The 15,675-nt window shown below is 64.8% G+C and carries 16 protein-coding genes; 10 read left to right on the forward strand and 6 right to left on the reverse strand.

The features are described from left to right. The 7 genes from V7E26_RS14055 to V7E26_RS14085 form a co-directional block, all read left to right on the forward strand. Window positions 1-281 (forward strand): hypothetical protein (locus tag V7E26_RS14055; protein ID WP_324416910.1); only part of this gene is annotated, 281 nt, incomplete at its 5' end. Window positions 282-414: 133 nt separating this feature from the next. Beyond that, window positions 415-1,395: a small ribosomal subunit Rsm22 family protein gene (locus V7E26_RS14060; RefSeq protein WP_324416912.1), complete on the forward strand. Its 981-nt coding sequence runs from the start codon at window positions 415-417 to the stop codon at window positions 1,393-1,395. 299 nt (window positions 1,396-1,694) lie between these two features. Next, the gene (locus V7E26_RS14065; RefSeq protein ID WP_324416914.1) at window positions 1,695-2,255 is read left to right on the forward strand and encodes a LemA family protein; all 561 of its coding nucleotides are present in this window, start codon (window positions 1,695-1,697) and stop codon (window positions 2,253-2,255) included. Between the two features lie 31 nt (window positions 2,256-2,286). Then, complete coding sequence (locus tag V7E26_RS14070) at window positions 2,287-3,480, forward strand: M48 family metallopeptidase (RefSeq protein WP_324416916.1); 1,194 nt, start codon at window positions 2,287-2,289, stop codon at window positions 3,478-3,480. Between the two features lie 169 nt (window positions 3,481-3,649). Beyond that, window positions 3,650-4,399, forward strand: coding sequence for a hypothetical protein (locus V7E26_RS14075; RefSeq protein WP_324416918.1), 750 nt, complete (start codon window positions 3,650-3,652; stop codon window positions 4,397-4,399). A gap of 59 nt (window positions 4,400-4,458) precedes the next feature. Further along, window positions 4,459-5,130 carry a hypothetical protein gene (locus V7E26_RS14080; protein WP_324416920.1) on the forward strand — a complete coding sequence of 224 codons (672 nt, stop codon included), beginning with the start codon at window positions 4,459-4,461 and terminating at the stop codon, window positions 5,128-5,130. 71 nt (window positions 5,131-5,201) lie between these two features. After that, entirely contained in the window at window positions 5,202-5,534 is a 333-nt protein-coding gene (locus tag V7E26_RS14085) for a GIY-YIG nuclease family protein (RefSeq protein ID WP_324416922.1), read from the forward strand. Between the two features lie 26 nt (window positions 5,535-5,560). Here the strand turns inward: V7E26_RS14085 and V7E26_RS14090 are convergent, their stop codons facing one another. Further along, window positions 5,561-6,100, reverse strand: coding sequence for an adenine phosphoribosyltransferase (locus V7E26_RS14090; protein ID WP_324416924.1), 540 nt, complete (start codon window positions 6,098-6,100; stop codon window positions 5,561-5,563). Window positions 6,101-6,203: 103 nt separating this feature from the next. After that, window positions 6,204-8,378 carry an anthranilate synthase component I gene (locus tag V7E26_RS14095; RefSeq protein ID WP_324416926.1) on the reverse strand — a complete coding sequence of 725 codons (2,175 nt, stop codon included), beginning with the start codon at window positions 8,376-8,378 and terminating at the stop codon, window positions 6,204-6,206. Between the two features lie 331 nt (window positions 8,379-8,709). On the opposite strand from V7E26_RS14095, the gene V7E26_RS14100 reads away from it, so the two are divergent. Continuing rightward, window positions 8,710-9,705, forward strand: coding sequence for a VOC family protein (locus V7E26_RS14100; protein ID WP_324416928.1), 996 nt, complete (start codon window positions 8,710-8,712; stop codon window positions 9,703-9,705). A gap of 159 nt (window positions 9,706-9,864) precedes the next feature. Here V7E26_RS14100 and V7E26_RS14105 read toward each other — a convergent pair whose 3' ends face one another. The 4 genes from V7E26_RS14105 to petA form a co-directional block, all read right to left on the reverse strand. Beyond that, window positions 9,865-10,764 (reverse strand): NAD-dependent epimerase/dehydratase family protein, encoded by a 900-nt coding sequence (locus V7E26_RS14105; protein ID WP_324416930.1) that lies wholly within the window; start codon window positions 10,762-10,764, stop codon window positions 9,865-9,867. Between the two features lie 2 nt (window positions 10,765-10,766). Then, entirely contained in the window at window positions 10,767-11,441 is a 675-nt protein-coding gene (locus V7E26_RS14110) for a dienelactone hydrolase family protein (RefSeq protein WP_324416932.1), read from the reverse strand. Window positions 11,442-11,604: 163 nt separating this feature from the next. Beyond that, window positions 11,605-13,677 (reverse strand): cytochrome c1, encoded by a 2,073-nt coding sequence (locus tag V7E26_RS14115; RefSeq protein WP_324416934.1) that lies wholly within the window; start codon window positions 13,675-13,677, stop codon window positions 11,605-11,607. A gap of 66 nt (window positions 13,678-13,743) precedes the next feature. Further along, the gene (petA, locus tag V7E26_RS14120) at window positions 13,744-14,274 is read right to left on the reverse strand and encodes a ubiquinol-cytochrome c reductase iron-sulfur subunit (protein WP_324416935.1); all 531 of its coding nucleotides are present in this window, start codon (window positions 14,272-14,274) and stop codon (window positions 13,744-13,746) included. Between the two features lie 275 nt (window positions 14,275-14,549). Here petA and V7E26_RS14125 point away from each other — a divergent pair, with 275 nt between their 5' ends. Together V7E26_RS14125 and queE are read left to right on the forward strand one after the other, a co-directional pair. Beyond that, entirely contained in the window at window positions 14,550-15,035 is a 486-nt protein-coding gene (locus tag V7E26_RS14125; protein ID WP_324416937.1) for a tRNA (cytidine(34)-2'-O)-methyltransferase, read from the forward strand. After that, window positions 15,032-15,664 carry a 7-carboxy-7-deazaguanine synthase gene (gene queE, locus V7E26_RS14130; protein WP_324416939.1) on the forward strand — a complete coding sequence of 211 codons (633 nt, stop codon included), beginning with the start codon at window positions 15,032-15,034 and terminating at the stop codon, window positions 15,662-15,664. The genes V7E26_RS14125 and queE overlap by 4 nt, the downstream gene beginning before the upstream one ends. Window positions 15,665-15,675 lie beyond the last annotated feature (11 nt).

Genomic DNA, 15,675 nt, shown 5'->3' on the forward strand with positions numbered 1-15,675 from the left:
CGCTGATCTTCGCGGTGTTCCTCACCAACCCCTCGCCGATCTGCGTGCTGGACGAGGTCGACGCGCCGCTCGACGACCACAACGTGGAGCGGTTCTGCAACCTGCTGCACGAAATGACCTCCTCGACGGAGACGCGCTTCATCATCATTACGCATAATCCGATCACGATGGCACGGATGAACCGGCTGTTCGGCGTCACCATGGCCGAACGCGGCGTCTCGCAACTGGTCTCGGTCGGCCTCGACGACGCCGTGAAGATCCTCGATCAGCACGTGGCGTGATCCAGCTCGCGCCCGCCCGTTGACGTCGTCATCCGCGAAGGCGGATGATCCAGTACGCCGCGCTTTCAGTGGAAGCGCAAAACCGTCACGGCTTACTGGGTGCCCCACCTTCGCGGGGCACGACAACCGATAGATGACCTCACCCGACCTCCCTGCGGAGCTGAAAGCCGCGCTCGACGGCAAGCTGCGCGGCTTCTCCCGCAGCGACGCCGCCGGCCGCGCGGCGACAATTTCGAGAACCTATCGCGGCGGCGGCAACTCCGGCGCCATCCGCACCGAAGCCGACGCGCTCGCCTATGCGCTGGCGCGGATGCCCGCGACCTATGCAGCGGTCACCGCGAGCCTGAACGCGCTGGCAGAGATCCGGCCGGACTTTGAGCCGGGCAGCCTGCTCGATATCGGCGCCGGGCCGGGAACGGCGACCTGGGCCTCGGCCGAGTCATTTTCTTCCCTGAAGGATTTCAAACTGCTCGACGCCAACGACGCGCTGCGCGCGCTGGCGCTGGACCTTGCACGGGACAGCACACGGCTACGCGCGATCGATTATGAACGCGGCGAAGCGCACGCCACGCTGGCGAAGGCGGAAGCCGCCGACCTCGTCATGGCCAGCTACATGATCGGCGAGATCGGCGATGCCGAACAGCGCGCGCTCGCCGAGGCGATGTGGGCAAAGACCAACGACACGCTGCTCGTGGTCGAGCCCGGCACGCCCGCGGGCTATGCGCGAATCATCGCGCTGCGCGCGCACCTGATCGGCCTCGGCGCGCATGTCGCCGCCCCCTGCCCGCATGACGGCCAATGCCCGCTTCAGCCGCCCGACTGGTGCCATTTCAGCCAACGTCTGCAGCGCTCGCGCGCGCACATGCAGGTCAAGGGCGCGGAAGTGCCGTTCGAGGATGAACGATTCTCCTATGTGGCGCTGATGCGCGCGCCGGTTGAAGGCCGGCGGCCTTCCCGCGTGCTGGCGCAACCTGATGTGAGCAAGGTGGAAATCACCGCAAAACTCTGCACGCCAGAAGGACTTTCCCTCACCAAGGTGCCCCGCCGCGCCAAGGCGGATTACGCCGCAGCCCGCCGCTGGCGATGGGGCGATGCGGTGACCGAGGAAGGCTGATCCTCGGCGCCCCGGACGCAGCGCAGCGCGACGCGCTTGCGGCGTGATGCGCTGCAGAGCCGGGGCCCAGCTCCTGTGGCAGCGATGGGTCCCGGCTCTGCGGTGCAGCGTCACCGGACGATGCTTCGCATCGCCGGAAGGACGCTGCACCGCGTCCGGGACACGTCACAAAAACCGGCCTTGAACTTATCCCGCCCCTGTTCCGACTAACGCCATGCCCCATCTTGCGGGCGGGCTGCCGCACGCCCCGCTTTTCGTCTAGTTTCGCTGTCTTCCGTCCTCTTCAGGAGTTGTCCGTCATGTCGACCGGCTGGATCGTTCTCGGCGTCATCGTCATCATCGTGCTGTTCGCGTTCGGCGCGTATAACCGCCTCGTCGCGCTCAGCCAGCGCGTCAGCCAGGCCTTTGCCGATATCGACGTCCAGCTCAAGCAGCGCCACGACCTGATCCCGAACCTGGTCGAGACCGTGAAGGGCTACGCCAGCCACGAGCGCGGCACGCTCGACGACGTCATCAAGGCGCGCAATTCGGCGATGTCGGCGCAGGGGCCGGCGCAGGTATCGGCCGCCGAGAACCAGCTTTCCGGCGCGCTCGGCCGCCTGATCGCGCTGTCGGAGGCCTATCCCGACCTCAAGGCCAACGCCAATTTCCAGCAGCTCGCCAGCGAACTGTCCGACCTCGAAAACAAGATCGCGGCCAGCCGCCGCTTCTTCAACAACGCGGTCCAGGAATACAACACCGGCATCCAGCAGCTTCCGGCCGCGCTGTTCGCCGGTATGTTCGGCTTCACCCGCAAGGAATTCTTCGACCTCGGCGCCAGCCGCAGCCAAGTCGAGACGGTGCCGACCGTGAAGTTCTGACGCTTCAGACACCCGGCAGAGCAGCCCGACCATGGCCGCGTACGGTCTCTACACGCATATTGCATCGAACAAGTTTCGTTCGATGCTGCTGCTTGCAGGCCTGTTTCTGCTGATCTACGTGCTGGTGTTTGCCGGCGCGCTGGTCGGCGAAGTGTTCGCCAACAGCGACCGGCCGCTCAATTATTACCTGACACACGCCTCGCGCGACCTGGTCGCGGCGTTCCCCTACGCCACCATTGCCGCGGCGGTGTGGATCGTGATCGCTTATTTCTTCCACCAGAACATGATCGACGCCGTGACCGGCGGCGAGAGCGTGACGCGGCAGCAGGAGCCGCGACTTTATAATCTCCTTGAAAACCTCTGCATCTCGCGCGGCATCCCGATGCCGAAACTGAAGCTGATGGACAGCCCGGCGCTGAACGCCTTCGCCACCGGCCTCAACCGCCGGCAATATTCCATCACGGTCACCACGGGCCTCCTGCAGGCGCTCAACGACCAGGAGATCGAGGCCGTGCTCGGCCACGAGCTCACCCATATCCGCAACGGCGACGTGCAGTTGATGGTGGTCGCCGTAATCATCGCCGGCGTGGTGGGCTTTTTCGGCGAACTGTTCTTCCGCATGTTCACCAACCTGTCCTGGAACTCGAGCGGCGGCGGCTGGTCGTCCTCGTCTTCCCGCTCGTCTTCTTCATCGTCATCCGACCACGACAGCAAAGGCGGCGGCGGCGCAGTCCTCGCCATCGTCATCGCGGTCGCGCTGATCGTGCTGGCCTGGCTGTTGTCGCAGGTGGTCAAGCTGGCGCTGTCGCGCTCGCGCGAGCTGCTGGCCGACGCCGGCTCGGTCGAACTGACCAAGAATCCGGACGCCATGATCACGGCGCTGCGCAAGATCGAGAATCGCGGCGAACTCCCCGGCGCCACCTCCGCGGTCATGGAACTTTGCGTCGACAATCCGCGCGAGGGATTCGCCGACCTGTTCGCGACCCATCCGTCGGTCGATTCGCGCGTCAAGGCGCTGGTGCAGTTTGCCGGCGGCCACGATCCCGGCCCGCTCGCCCTGCCCTCCGAGACGGCGAGCGACCAGACGGATGCGGCCGAAGAATCAGCCGGCGAGCGGATTCCACCGCCGCCACCGCGCGGCCCCTGGAGCGGTTCCAGCGAGCCTGCCGCTATCCCGGGCGCTGGTTCCACCTCGTCGAACGGCCCCTGGGGCCCGCACCGTTAGACGGTTGCCGTTTTCATCGCCGCCGGGTCAACGAATTCGGTATGAATGGCTGCGATGGCGGTCCAAGGAATTGAATTATTTCTCGTTTCTGCCATGTTCGCGCCCAAAGCAGGGAATCTGACCTACCGGCCGCTCCCCGCTGGCCGGGTACGCTGTTCAAGGGAATTCAATGGCAAAGCCAGTCGTGATTGTGGTGGGCGCGGACAAGGGCGGGGTCGGCAAGACGACCGTATCGCGGACGCTCCTGGACTACTTCAGTGCCAATAACGTGCCGACCCGGGCGTTCGATACCGAATCGCCGCGCGGCACGCTGAAGCGGTTCCATCCCGATATCACCGAAATCGTCGACATGACGACGACTGCGGACCAGATGAAGATCTTCGATACGCTGAGCGCGGGGCCCTCGGTCACCGTGATCGACGTCCGCGCCGGACTGCTGTCGCCGGCGCTCGCCTCGCTGCGCGACATCGGCTTTCTTGACGCGGCCAAGGCCGGCCAGATCACGTTTGCCGTGTTCCATATACTGGGCCCCTCGATCGCCTCGCTGGACGAGATCGCCGAGACCGCGAACTTCATGCAGGGCGCCAAGTACTTCCTGGTGAAGAACTTCATCAACGATACCCAGTTCTTCCAGTGGGACCAGGCGACCTATAATTCCTACTTTCACCGCATCAAGGACGCCACCGACCTCACGATCCCCAAGCTCAATGAAATGGCCTATGAGCAGGTCGAGGTCTCCTCGGTGCCGTTCCTCAAATTCGTCGCCAACAAGGGCAAGGAAGACGAAGCCGCGAACTATTCGTTCGTGCTGCGCGGCTATGTCCGGCACTGGCTCGCCAACGTCTGGAGCGAGTACGACCGCATCAAGCTGACCGATCTGGTCGGCGCCAAGTCGGCGACGCGCGGCGGCGAAAAATAACTCGCAGCCCTGCGGCCAAGGGGCTGGATTAGGCGAAAAATTCCTTTGATATACAGGCGATGACTTCCACGCCTGTCTACATCATCTGCTCGCCCCGGCCGCTGGTCGGCAAGACGCTGCTCGCGCGTCTTCTGGCCGAGTTCCTGCTGCTGAAGGACGGTTCGGTCGCCTGCTTCGACATCAACCTGAAGGAACCGTCGCTGCTGGAATACCTGCCGCGCATCACCGAGACCGCGGACGTGGGCGACACCTACGGCAAGATGCAGTTGATGGACCGCCTGATCGTCAATGACGGCATCGCCAAGGTGATCGACCTCGGCTTTCACGCCTTCGACGAGTTCTTCAAGATGACCCACGAGATCGGCTTCCTGAAGGAAGCGCTCCGGCGGCGCGTTGAGCCGATCGTCCTGTTTGTCGCCGATACCGACCGCGTTTCCGCGCGCAGCTATCCGGCGTTGCAGGACCAGATCCCGGCGAACGCGCTTGTCACCATCGACAACGAGTATGTGATACGCGGCGAACTGCCCCGCGACATGGCAACGGGCGAGGTGGTGCGGATCCCGGCCCTGCCCTCGTTCCTGAGGACCTATGTCGATCGCGTGAGTTTTTCCTTCACCGACTACCTGCGCAACGAACGGGACTCCTCGACCGAGTTGCATCAGTGGATCCGCCGGAATTACAGCGTCCTTCGGGAGCTTGAGCTGAGGCTGCTGGCTCCGTCCGCCAAATAATATTACCCGGGTAATATTGACGCCAGCTAGGCCATCTGGTATCGCCGCAGCGACCAAGCGAGAGGCACCCCATGACATCAGCGAGAAAGGCAGCCATCGCCGCCTACAAGGAGCGCAAGCCGGCTGCGGGCATCTTCGTCATCCGCTGCGCGGCCTCATCGGAGGCGTGGGTCGGCCAAACCCCCGACCTCGAAAAGATCCAGAACCGGATCTGGTTCACGCTCCGCCAGGGCAGCCACCCCTGCCGCGGCCTGCAGGCGGCATGGACCGCGCACGGGGCGGACAGTTTTGCGTTCGAGGAATGCGAGCGGCTGGAAGAGGAAGAACTGCCCTACATCCGCGACGCTCGCCTGAAAGAGCGCGCGTCGTACTGGCGGAGGCAGCTCGAAGCAGAAGCGGTTTAGCGGTCGGCGCGGCGAACTGGAAAAGCTCAGTGTCCCTCGAACGACATCAGCGTGCGCACCGGCACATCCATCGCACGGAGCTTGTCCGCGCCGCCGAGATCCGGCAGGTCGATGATGAAGCAGGCGGCGACAACGTTGGCGCCGATCTGGCGCAGCAGCTTCACCGCGCCTTCGGCGGTGCCGCCGGTGGCGATGAGGTCGTCGACCAGGATGACGCGCTCGCCCTCCTGGATCGCGTCGACATGCATCTCCATTTCGTCGATGCCGTATTCCAGCGAATAGGCGATCCGCACCGTCGTGTGCGGCAGCTTGCCCTTCTTGCGGATCGGAACGAAGCCCGCCGAGGCCTGATGCGCCACCGCGCCGCCGAGGATAAAACCCCTCGCCTCGATGCCGGCGACCTTGTCGATCTTCAACCCGGCCCAGGGCTGCACCAGTTCGTCCACCGCGCGGCGAAACGCGCGCGCATCCGCGAGCAGCGTCGTGATGTCGCGAAACAGGATGCCCTTCTTCGGGTAATCCGGGATGGTGCGAACGGTGGCCTTGATGTCGTGATCGAATGTCATTCGTATCTCTTTCAAATGTCATTCCGGGGCGATGCGCAGCATCGAACCCGGAATCTCGAGATTCCGGGTCTGGTGCTAACGCACCATCCCGGAATGACGGTGCCTAAGATGTTGCATCGGGTCGGCCCCCGTTCAGACGAAACGCGTTCTCGACGATCCGCAGCCCCACCTCGCCGCCGAGCGACATCAGCGACTCCGGGTGAAACTGCACGCCGCCGACCGGCAGGGTCTTGTGCTCGATCGCCATCGCGACGCCGTCCTCGGTGGTCGCGGTGACCTCGAGCACGTCGGGCACGCTGTCGCGCTCGACGTAGAGCGAGTGATAGCGGCCGATTACGATCTCGTTCGGCAGATTCTGCATCAGGCGGCCGCCGCGCACCTGGATCCGCGACGGACGGCCATGCGCGGGCTGGCCGAGCTGGCCGAGCTGGCCGCCGAAATATTCGCCGATCGCCTGCACGCCGAGGCAGACGCCGAAGATCGGCAGCTTGCGCTCAAGCGCCGTGCCGATGGTCTTTGAAATCCCGAAATCCTCCGGGCGACCGGGGCCCGGCGACAGCACAAGGAGATCCCAGTTCTTCTTCAGCATGTCCTGCGCGTGGACATGCCGGACCACCGTCACGCTGGCGCCGACCTGGCGGAAGTAATCCGCCAGCATATGCACAAAACTGTCATCGTGATCGATCAACAACACCTTGCGACCCGAGCCGGTGGCATCGGGCGCAAACGCCGACAGCGGCTTTGGCGCATCGCCGCGCAGCGCCTGGAACAGCGCGGCGGCCTTGACCTGGCACTCGCGGTCTTCGGCGGCGGGATCGGAGTCAAACAGGCAGGTGGCGCCGACACGCACCTCGGCAAGGCCGTCCTTCATGCGGATGGTGCGGATGGTGAGGCCGGTGTTGATGCTGCCGTCGAAATTCACCGCGCCGATCGCGCCGGCATACCAGCGCCGCGACGAACGCTCATTGTCCTCGACGAACTGCATCGCCCATAATTTCGGCGCCCCTGTTACCGTGACCGCCCAGGCGTGCGTCAGGAACGCATCGAGCGCGTCGAAGCCCGGACGCAGCATTCCCTCGACGTGATCGACGGTGTGGAACAGCTTCGAATAGGTCTCGATCTGCCGCCGCGCCAAGACCTTGATGGTACCGGGAATGCAGACGCGCGCCTTGTCGTTGCGGTCGACGTCGGTGCACATGTTGAGTTCGAACTCGTCCTTTTCCGAGTTCAGGAGCTGCCTGATCTGCTCCGCGTCGCCGATTGCATCGACGCCGCGTGCGATCGTGCCCGAGATCGGGCAGGTCTCGACCCGGCGGCCGTCGGAGCGCACGAACATCTCAGGCGACGCCGACACCAAAAATTCGCCCGCGCCGAGATTCATCAGCGCGCCATAGGGCGACGGGTTGATGCGGCAGAGCCGCTGGAACACTTCGGCCGGCGAGCGTTCGCAGGGCTCGGCGAACAGCTGCCCCGGCACCGCCTCGAACAGATCGCCGCGCGCGAACGCCGCGCGCGCGACCTCGACGGTCGCCTGGTATTCGCCCGCCGCGTGATCGGCAAAGCCCTGCCGCGGCGTCCTGGCGTAGACGCTCTCGGCGGTGTCGCGCGGCAGGCCCTGGGTGGATTTTCCCTTCCAGGAAAAATCATAGCTCAGCACCACGCCGCGGCCGGTGGCGCGGTCATAGGCCAGAAGGCGATCGGGCACGTACAGCACGATGTCGCGCTGGTCGGCCTCGCGGGCCCGCTTCTGCACGATGTCCTCGATCTGGAACACGAGGTCGTAGGCGAACGCGCCGAACAGGCCGAGCAGCGGATCGTCATTGGCCGAGAGCGCGGCGATGAGATCGCGCACCAGCGACATCACGCTGGCGCGGCGGGTGCGCTGGTCTTCCTCGACCGGCGCGGCACCGCGGATGATATGGCCGGCCAGCCGCGTCGGGCTTTTCTCGGAGATCACCACACAGGGCTCGCGCAGCACGTCGCCCAGGAATGCGATCAGCACCTCGCCGCGTGCATTCAGCGCCGACAGCGAAAAGCTGGCGCCTGTGGTTTCCAGCACCAGCGGCGGATCGGCAAAGCCGAGGTCGAAACTCTCGTAGCGGCCCGGCACCGTGGTGCCGGAGGACAGCACGACGCCACGGCGGCGGTCGAGCAGTTCGATCAAATCGTCGAGGCGCCTGGCGTTGCCGGTGAACTGTTCGACGACGCGCGAGATCGCGAGGCCGCCGCCGGTCCGGTATTCGCTGCGCTCCGGCAGGGAGAAGGCTGTCCTGTTCATGTGATCCTCTTACGAAGTTTCGGGAGGGAGCGCCACACAGGACAAGCGAAGGGACCGTCGCACTGCGATGGCGACCTCCGACGATTGAAAAAAATGAAATCGCACCGGCCACCTCTTCAGGAGGTGCGCCACCACAGGCGGGAGGGGGTCACGACGGTGCTCATGGGAACCTAATCATCATCCGCAGGCTGCGATGTCAAGGGAGGGACAGGCTGGAACGCCCCCCGTCCCGGCCGATCTTTGGCTGTCGGAACGGTGCAAACCTGCGTAGGATTTGAGCAAGGCAGCGGCGGCATTGAACACGCCGAGACTGCGATCAATGGAGGCAGGGATGGCAGTGCTGGGCCTGGGATATGCCGGCTTCGGATCCGATAACCTCGAGGACTGGCGGCAGTTCGGGACCGGCCTCGTCGGCCTGCAGGCGGTGGAGCGCGGCAACTCGCTGCTGGCGTTCCGGATGGACGACCGCAAGCAGCGCATCGTCATCGACCGCGCGATGGGCGACGGCACCCGCTTCTTCGGCTGGGAAGTGGCTGACAGCGCGGCGCTCGATGCGCTGGCGGCGCGGCTGGAAGCCGCTGGCGTGGCTGTTGTGGCCGAGCCGCAGACGCTGGCCGATGCACGGCGCGTCCGCAGACTGATCTCGTTTCGCGATCCGGCCGGTAACCGCCTGGAAGCGTTCCACGGCGCCGAGCTCGACGAGACGCCCTTCGTGCCGGGCCGTTCGATCTCGGGCTTTCGCACCGGTCCGCTCGGGCTCGGACACGCGGTGCTGACGGTCGAGAACATCGAGCCCATGATGGCGTTCTATGTCGGCGTGCTCGGCTTCGGCCTGTCCGACTACATCACAAAGCCGTTCCGCGCCTATTTCTTTCACGTCAACGCCAGGCATCATAGCCTCGCGCTGATCGAGACCGGCCGGGACGGCATGCATCATCTGATGGTGGAACTGTTTTCGCTCGACGATGTCGGCCAAGCTTACGACATCGCGATGTCGCAGGAGGATCGCGTCAACGTCACGCTCGGCCGTCACACCAATGATTTCATGACCTCGTTCTATGCGAAGACGCCCTCCTCCTTCATGATCGAATGCGGCTGGGGCGGCCGCGAGATCGATCCGGCGACATGGCAGCCGGTCGAGATGCATGACGGCCCGAGCCTGTGGGGCCATGAACGCGTCTGGCTGCCGGAGAAAGACCGCGAGGTCGCCCGCCAGATGCGCCTCAACGCCGCCGCTTCAGGCCTGCGCGCGCCGGTGCAGGTGATGGAGGGGAATTACAAGCTGATGTCGGGCACATGCGCCTGGTGGGATGGGGTGAAGGGCTAAATTGGTCAGCACCTCACCACAATCGTCGTCCCGGCGAACGCCGGGACCCATAACCACAGGGCGTCGTTATTTGGCGATGATGTCCGCGATCTACCTTCACAACAAGCGCCGCGGAGTATGGGTCCCGGCGTTCGCCGGGACGACGGCGTGTTTGCTGTCCTAATTCCGGTAACACCCCTGCTCGATCTCTTCGATCAATCCGCGCCCGTTCGGCTCCCAGCCTAGCTGGCGCGCGCGCTTGGCCCGCACCCGGCTGTTCGAGGCCATCGTATCCTCCGTGGTGCCCTCGCCCCATTCGGCGGCGGCCTCCTGCATCGACATCGCCGTTGGCGGCCCGGCAAACCCGAGCATGCGGTTGATCGCCACGCAGGCATCGCGCATCGAGTTCTCGCCGTTCTCGGCAAAATAGAAGCTGCCCGCCGGCGCCTTGTCGATCGCGAGCACATAGAGCGGCACGAGATCGTCGATGTGGACGTTGGACCAGATGTTCTCGCCGGGCCCGGCATGCGCCGCGTTGCCGCGCTTCCTCGCGAGCCTGATCAGCAAGGGCACCTGCACGCTGTCGCGCCCTGCGCCGTGGCCGATGCCGTAGATCAGGCTCGGGCAGACGATGACGGGGCGGCAGCCCTTGTCGCGATGGGAGAGGATGAACTCGTTCAGCGCGACGCGCGCTGCGCGCGCCGGCGACGGCGTGACCGGCGTGTCTTCGTCGAAGATGTCGTCGGAGCGCTCGCCGCGGGAACGCTCGCCAACAATGCTCGACCCTGATGTGTGGATGAAGGCCTTGCCGCTTCCGCTGACAGCATCGAGCAGCGCTGCGACAGCGCCCTTGTGGTCGGCACTGGCGGCGTTGACGACGACGTCGGCGGCCCGCGCCGCCTGCGCGAGAATTTCCCCGTCCTCCAGCGTGCCCAACACGGGCACGATGCCGAACGCTCGAACCGCGTCGGCCTTTTCGGCCGAACGAACAAGGCCGGTGACCTGATGGCCGGCGGAAGCGAGACGCGCTGCAACCGATCCGCCGATATAGCCCGACGCGCCCGTGCAGAAGATTTTCATTCCTACCCCAGGTGCTTGGCGAAAAACGCGGTCGCCCTGCCCCAGGCGAGTTCCGCGGCCTGGCGGTCATGCACGGTCTGCCGCTGCTCGTTGACGAAGGCGTGCTCGGCGTCATAGCGGAACAACTCGAGCGACTTGCCGGCGGCCTTCATGCCCTGCTCGAAGGCGTCGACCACCTGCGGCGTGCACCAATCGTCCTTGTTGGCGAAGTGCGCCTGCAGCGGAATATTCACGTCCGCCGGCTTTGCCGCCTGCTCCGGCGGAATGCCGTAGAACACCACGCCGGCCGCAAGCTCGGGAATCCTGGTGGCGCCGATGATGGTCACCGCGCCGCCGAGGCAGAAGCCGGTCAGTCCGACCTTGGCGCCGTTGCGCGACAGATACTGCACGGCGCCGCGCACGGTCTGCGTGGTGGCGTCCATGAAATCCAGCGAGTTCATCTCCCGCCCGGCCGCGTCCGTGTCGTGATACGGCACCACGGTGCCCTTGTAGAGATCGGGCGCCAGCGCGTCGAAGCCCGCCAGCGCGAAGCGGTCGCACATGCCCTTGATCTGGTCCTGCAGGCCCCACCATTCCTGGATCACGACCACACCCGGCGCATTGCCGCGCGAGGCGTTGGCGAGATAGCCGGCCGCATCCTTGCCGTCCGGCCGCTTGAAGGTGACGCTGGTACCCATGGGAGTCCTCCGCAACTGATGTCTTGTGGTTGGGGTTGGCGGCCATCTTGTCCGCACTGACGCCAGGAAGCAATCCGCCGCCCCGCCGCCCGCACGCCCATTTGAAGGCAACAAAAAAGCCCCCGCAGGGGCTTTTCCGAATTCGCGGATGACGAAGGCAGGATCAGTGGGCGTTGGCCCAGACCTTCTTCTTGGTGAAGTACAGCAGCACGGTGAGCAGGATCAGGAACACGAACACCTGCAGGCCGAGCGCCTTGCGCGCCTCCATGTGCGGCTCCGCGGCCCACATCAGGAACGTGGTGACGTCCTTCGAATACTGCGCAACCGTGGCCGGCGAGCCGTCGTCATAGGTGACCTGGCCGTCGTTCAGCGGCTTCGGCATCTTGATGGCGTGGCCGGGGAAATACCGGTTGTAGTAGGCGCCCTCGGGCAGGTCGAAGCCGGCCGGCGGCTTGTCCTCATAGCCCTGCAGCACCGCATCGACGTAGTCGGGGCCCTGCTCCTGATACTGGGTGAAGAAGTCGATCAGGAACATCGGGAAGCCGCGCTTGTAGGATCGAGCCTTGGTGATCAGTGACAGATCCGGCGGAGCCGCGCCGCCATTGGCCGCGCGGGCCGCCTGCTCGTTCGGGAACGGCGACGGGAAAAAGTCGGCGGTCCGGCCCGGCCGTTCGAACATGTCGCCCTGATCGTTCGGGCCGTCCTTGATCTTGTACTCGGAGGCGAACGCCTGCGCCTGCGCCACCGAATAGCCGGGGCCGCCGGGATCAGCGAGGTTACGGAAGGCGATATAGGACAGGCTGTGGCAGGAGGAGCAGACCTCCTTGTAGACCTTCAGGCCGCGCTGCAACGCGCCGCGGTCGAACTTGCCGAACGGGCCGGAGAACGACCACTTCTGGCCGGGCGGTGAAACGCCATGATCCTCGGCGCGCGCGTCCTGCACGCTGCCGGCGAACAATCCGCCCGCAACGAGCAGCGCGATCACCGCCGAGGCCACGGTGGCGCGCTTGGCGCCGGACTTGGCCAGCACATCATCGGCGATCGAGTTCGGCACCGGACGCGGCTTCTCGATAACCGAGAGCAGCGGCAGCAGGATCAGGAAGTAGCCGAAGTACATCACGGTCAGGATGCGGCCGGCAATGACGTAGATGCCTTCCGGCGGCTGGGCGCCGAGATAGCCGAGGCCGATGCAGACGATCACGAAGATCCAGAAGAACTGCTTGGCCAGCGGGCGATACTTCGACGACCGCGTCTTGGCGCTGTCCAGCCAGGGCAGGAACGCCAGGATGATGATCGCGCCGAACATCGCGACGACGCCGGCGAGCTTGTTCGGGATCGAACGCAGGATCGCGTAGAACGGCAGGTAGTACCATTCAGGCACGATGTGCGCGGGCGTCACGCCGGGATTGGCCGGGATGTAGTTGTCGGCATCGCCGAGATAGTTCGGCATGTAGAAGATGAACCATGCGAAGAACAGCATGAAGCAGGAGACGCCGAACATGTCCTTCATCGTGGCGTAAGGCGTGAAAGGCACGGTGTCCTTTTCAGTCTTGGCCTCGACACCCGCCGGATTGTTCTGGCCCGCGACGTGCAGCGCCCAGACGTGCAGCACGACCACGCCGGCGATCACGAACGGCAGCAGGTAGTGCAGCGAGAAGAAGCGGTTCAGCGTCGGGTTGCCGACCGAATAGCCGCCCCACAGCAGCGTCACGATGCTGTCGCCGACATAGGGAATGGCCGAGAACAGGTTGGTGATGACGGTGGCGCCCCAGAAGCTCATCTGGCCCCACGGCAGCACGTAGCCCATGAAGCCGGTGGCCATCATCAGGAGATAGATGATGACGCCGAGGATCCAGAGCACTTCGCGCGGCTCCTTGTACGACCCGTAGTAAAGGCCGCGGAACATGTGGATGTAGACGGCGAAGAAGAACATCGAGGCGCCGCTGGCGTGGATGTTGCGCAGCAGCCAGCCGTAGTTGACGTCGCGGACGATGAGTTCGACGGACTTGAAGGCGAGATCGGCGTGCGGGGTGTAGTGCATCGCCAGGATCACGCCGGTCAGGATCTGCACGCCCAGCATCACCGAAAGGATGGCGCCGAAGGTCCACCAGTAGTTCAGGTTACGCGGCGTCGGATACGCCACGAACGAGGAATGCATGAGTCCCATGATCGGGAGGCGCCGTTCGATCCACTTCAAGGCGGGATTGGTCGGCTGAAAATCGGATGGTCCGCTCATTGATGCGATCCTGAGGAAGTAAGACGACGCGACGGCGTAAGGGGGCTCGGGCTGGCGCCCGACCCCTTAGCCGATCTGGATTTTGGTGTCGGAAACGAACGTATAGGGCGGGATCGGCAGGTTGGCCGGCGCCGGTCCCTGACGGATGCGGCCCGAGGTGTCGTACACCGAACCGTGGCAGGGGCAGAAGAAGCCGTCGTAGGCGCCCTCATGGGCGATCGGGATGCAGCCGAGATGCGTGCAGATGCCGATCACGACCAGCCACTGGTCATGGCCCGCCTTGACGCGGGCCGAGTCGGGCTGCGGATCGGGCAGGCTCGATACCGGCACGCTTTGAGCCGCTTCGATCTGCTTCTTGGTCCGGTGGCTGATGTAGATCGGCTTGCCGCGCCAGAACACCTTGATGTCCTGTCCTTCGGCGACCGGGGTCAGGTCGACCTCGATCGGCGCGCCGGCCGCGATCGTCGCGGCGTCCGGGTTCATCTGGGAAACCAGCGGCCACACCGTGGCAGCCGCGCCGACGGCGGCGACGGCTCCTGTTGCAACATAGAGGAAATCACGGCGTGTCGGATGGTCCGCCGAAGACGCTGTCGTCACGATTCCAAGCCCTTTCTCATCTGCAGCCGGCGGAACCGCCCCGGAAGCGCCCAAGGTGCACCCGGAAGTGGCTGCCGGCGCCCGCGGCCCCCGCGGCGGCAGAAAACTGCTTTTCCTTCCCCAATCCGGCGGAACAAGCAGTCCAGAATCGTTCTATTGGCACCCTTGCCGGGAGAGCGCAAGCCCGCTATCGGCTCGCAAACGTGCAATGCACTAAATCCGCGCCCGACCGTGATTATTCAGCAATCATCTGCGTGCGCCCGGAACCTCGACACATGCATCTCGCCCTGTTCCAGCCTGATATTCCCCAGAACACCGGAACGATTCTGCGCCTGTGCGCGTGCCTGGGTGTATCAGCCCATATCATCGAACCGGCGGGATTTCCGATCTCCGACCGGCATTTCCGCCGGGCGGGAATGGACTATCTCGATCAGGTCGCCCTCACCCGCCATGACTCGTGGTCAAAATTCGAGGAATGGCGTAACGAAGCGGGTCTCCGGCTGGTGCTGTTTACGACCAAAGCCGCAGGTTCCTACCTGGATTTCCGCTATCAGGGCGACGATGTCCTGCTATTCGGACGGGAATCAGCCGGAGTTACCGACGAGGTCGTTGCCGCGGCGGATGCCCGCGTGGTGATCCCGATCAGGCCGGGTTTGCGCTCCCTCAATGTGGCGATGTCGGCCGCCATGGCACTGGGAGAGGCGTTGCGGCAGACGGGTCATCCGACAGCGGTCGAGACCGGGTCCAGGGAGAAGGTGTGAGCTACGCGGTCAAAGAAATATTCCTGACCTTGCAGGGCGAAGGCGCGCATGCCGGCCGCGCGGCGGTGTTTTGCCGTTTTTCCGGCTGCAACCTCTGGAGCGGCCGCGAACAGGACCGCGCCACCGCCACCTGCCAGTTCTGCGACACCGACTTCGTCGGCACCGACGGCACGCTCGGCGGCCGCTACGCCTCGGCGGATGAACTCGCCGATGCGATCGCGGAGCAATGGACCGGTGACGCGACCAACCGCTACGTGGTGCTGACCGGCGGCGAGCCGCTGCTGCAGGTAGATCCACCCTTGATCGATGCGCTGCATGCGCGCGGTTTTGCCATCGGGATCGAGACCAACGGCACGATCGAGCCGCCGCAGGGAATGGACTGGGTCTGCGTCAGCCCGAAAGCCGGCGCCGACCTCGTGGTGCGCCGTGGCCATGAATTGAAGCTGGTCTATCCGCAGCAAGGCGCCGCGCCGGAAGATTTCGCGGGGCTCGACTTCGAGCGCTTCTCGCTGCAGCCGATGGACGGCCCCGACGTCACCGAAAACACCGCGCGCACGGTCGACTACTGCCTGCGCCATCCGCAATGGCGGCTCAGCCTGCAAACGCACAAGACACTTGGTATCAGATAGGACCAGACTTT

The organism is Bradyrhizobium sp. (assembly GCF_036735945.1).
Taxonomy (GTDB): domain Bacteria; phylum Pseudomonadota; class Alphaproteobacteria; order Rhizobiales; family Xanthobacteraceae; genus Bradyrhizobium.

Bases quoted from the DNA above. Each gene is read 5' to 3' on its own strand.
- V7E26_RS14060 (WP_324416912.1), top strand. From the start codon at position 415: ATGACCTCACCCGACCTCCCTGCGGAGCTGAAAGCCGCGCTCGACGGC.
- V7E26_RS14065 (WP_324416914.1), top strand. From the start codon at position 1,695: ATGTCGACCGGCTGGATCGTTCTCGGCGTCATCGTCATCATCGTGCTG.
- V7E26_RS14070 (WP_324416916.1), top strand. From the start codon at position 2,287: ATGGCCGCGTACGGTCTCTACACGCATATTGCATCGAACAAGTTTCGT.
- V7E26_RS14075 (WP_324416918.1), top strand. From the start codon at position 3,650: ATGGCAAAGCCAGTCGTGATTGTGGTGGGCGCGGACAAGGGCGGGGTC.
- V7E26_RS14080 (WP_324416920.1), top strand. From the start codon at position 4,459: ATGACTTCCACGCCTGTCTACATCATCTGCTCGCCCCGGCCGCTGGTC.
- V7E26_RS14085 (WP_324416922.1), top strand. From the start codon at position 5,202: ATGACATCAGCGAGAAAGGCAGCCATCGCCGCCTACAAGGAGCGCAAG.
- V7E26_RS14090 (WP_324416924.1), bottom strand. From the start codon at position 6,100: ATGACATTCGATCACGACATCAAGGCCACCGTTCGCACCATCCCGGAT.
- V7E26_RS14095 (WP_324416926.1), bottom strand. From the start codon at position 8,378: ATGAACAGGACAGCCTTCTCCCTGCCGGAGCGCAGCGAATACCGGACC.
- V7E26_RS14100 (WP_324416928.1), top strand. From the start codon at position 8,710: ATGGCAGTGCTGGGCCTGGGATATGCCGGCTTCGGATCCGATAACCTC.
- V7E26_RS14105 (WP_324416930.1), bottom strand. From the start codon at position 10,764: ATGAAAATCTTCTGCACGGGCGCGTCGGGCTATATCGGCGGATCGGTT.
- V7E26_RS14110 (WP_324416932.1), bottom strand. From the start codon at position 11,441: ATGGGTACCAGCGTCACCTTCAAGCGGCCGGACGGCAAGGATGCGGCC.
- V7E26_RS14115 (WP_324416934.1), bottom strand. From the start codon at position 13,677: ATGAGCGGACCATCCGATTTTCAGCCGACCAATCCCGCCTTGAAGTGG.
- V7E26_RS14125 (WP_324416937.1), top strand. From the start codon at position 14,550: ATGCATCTCGCCCTGTTCCAGCCTGATATTCCCCAGAACACCGGAACG.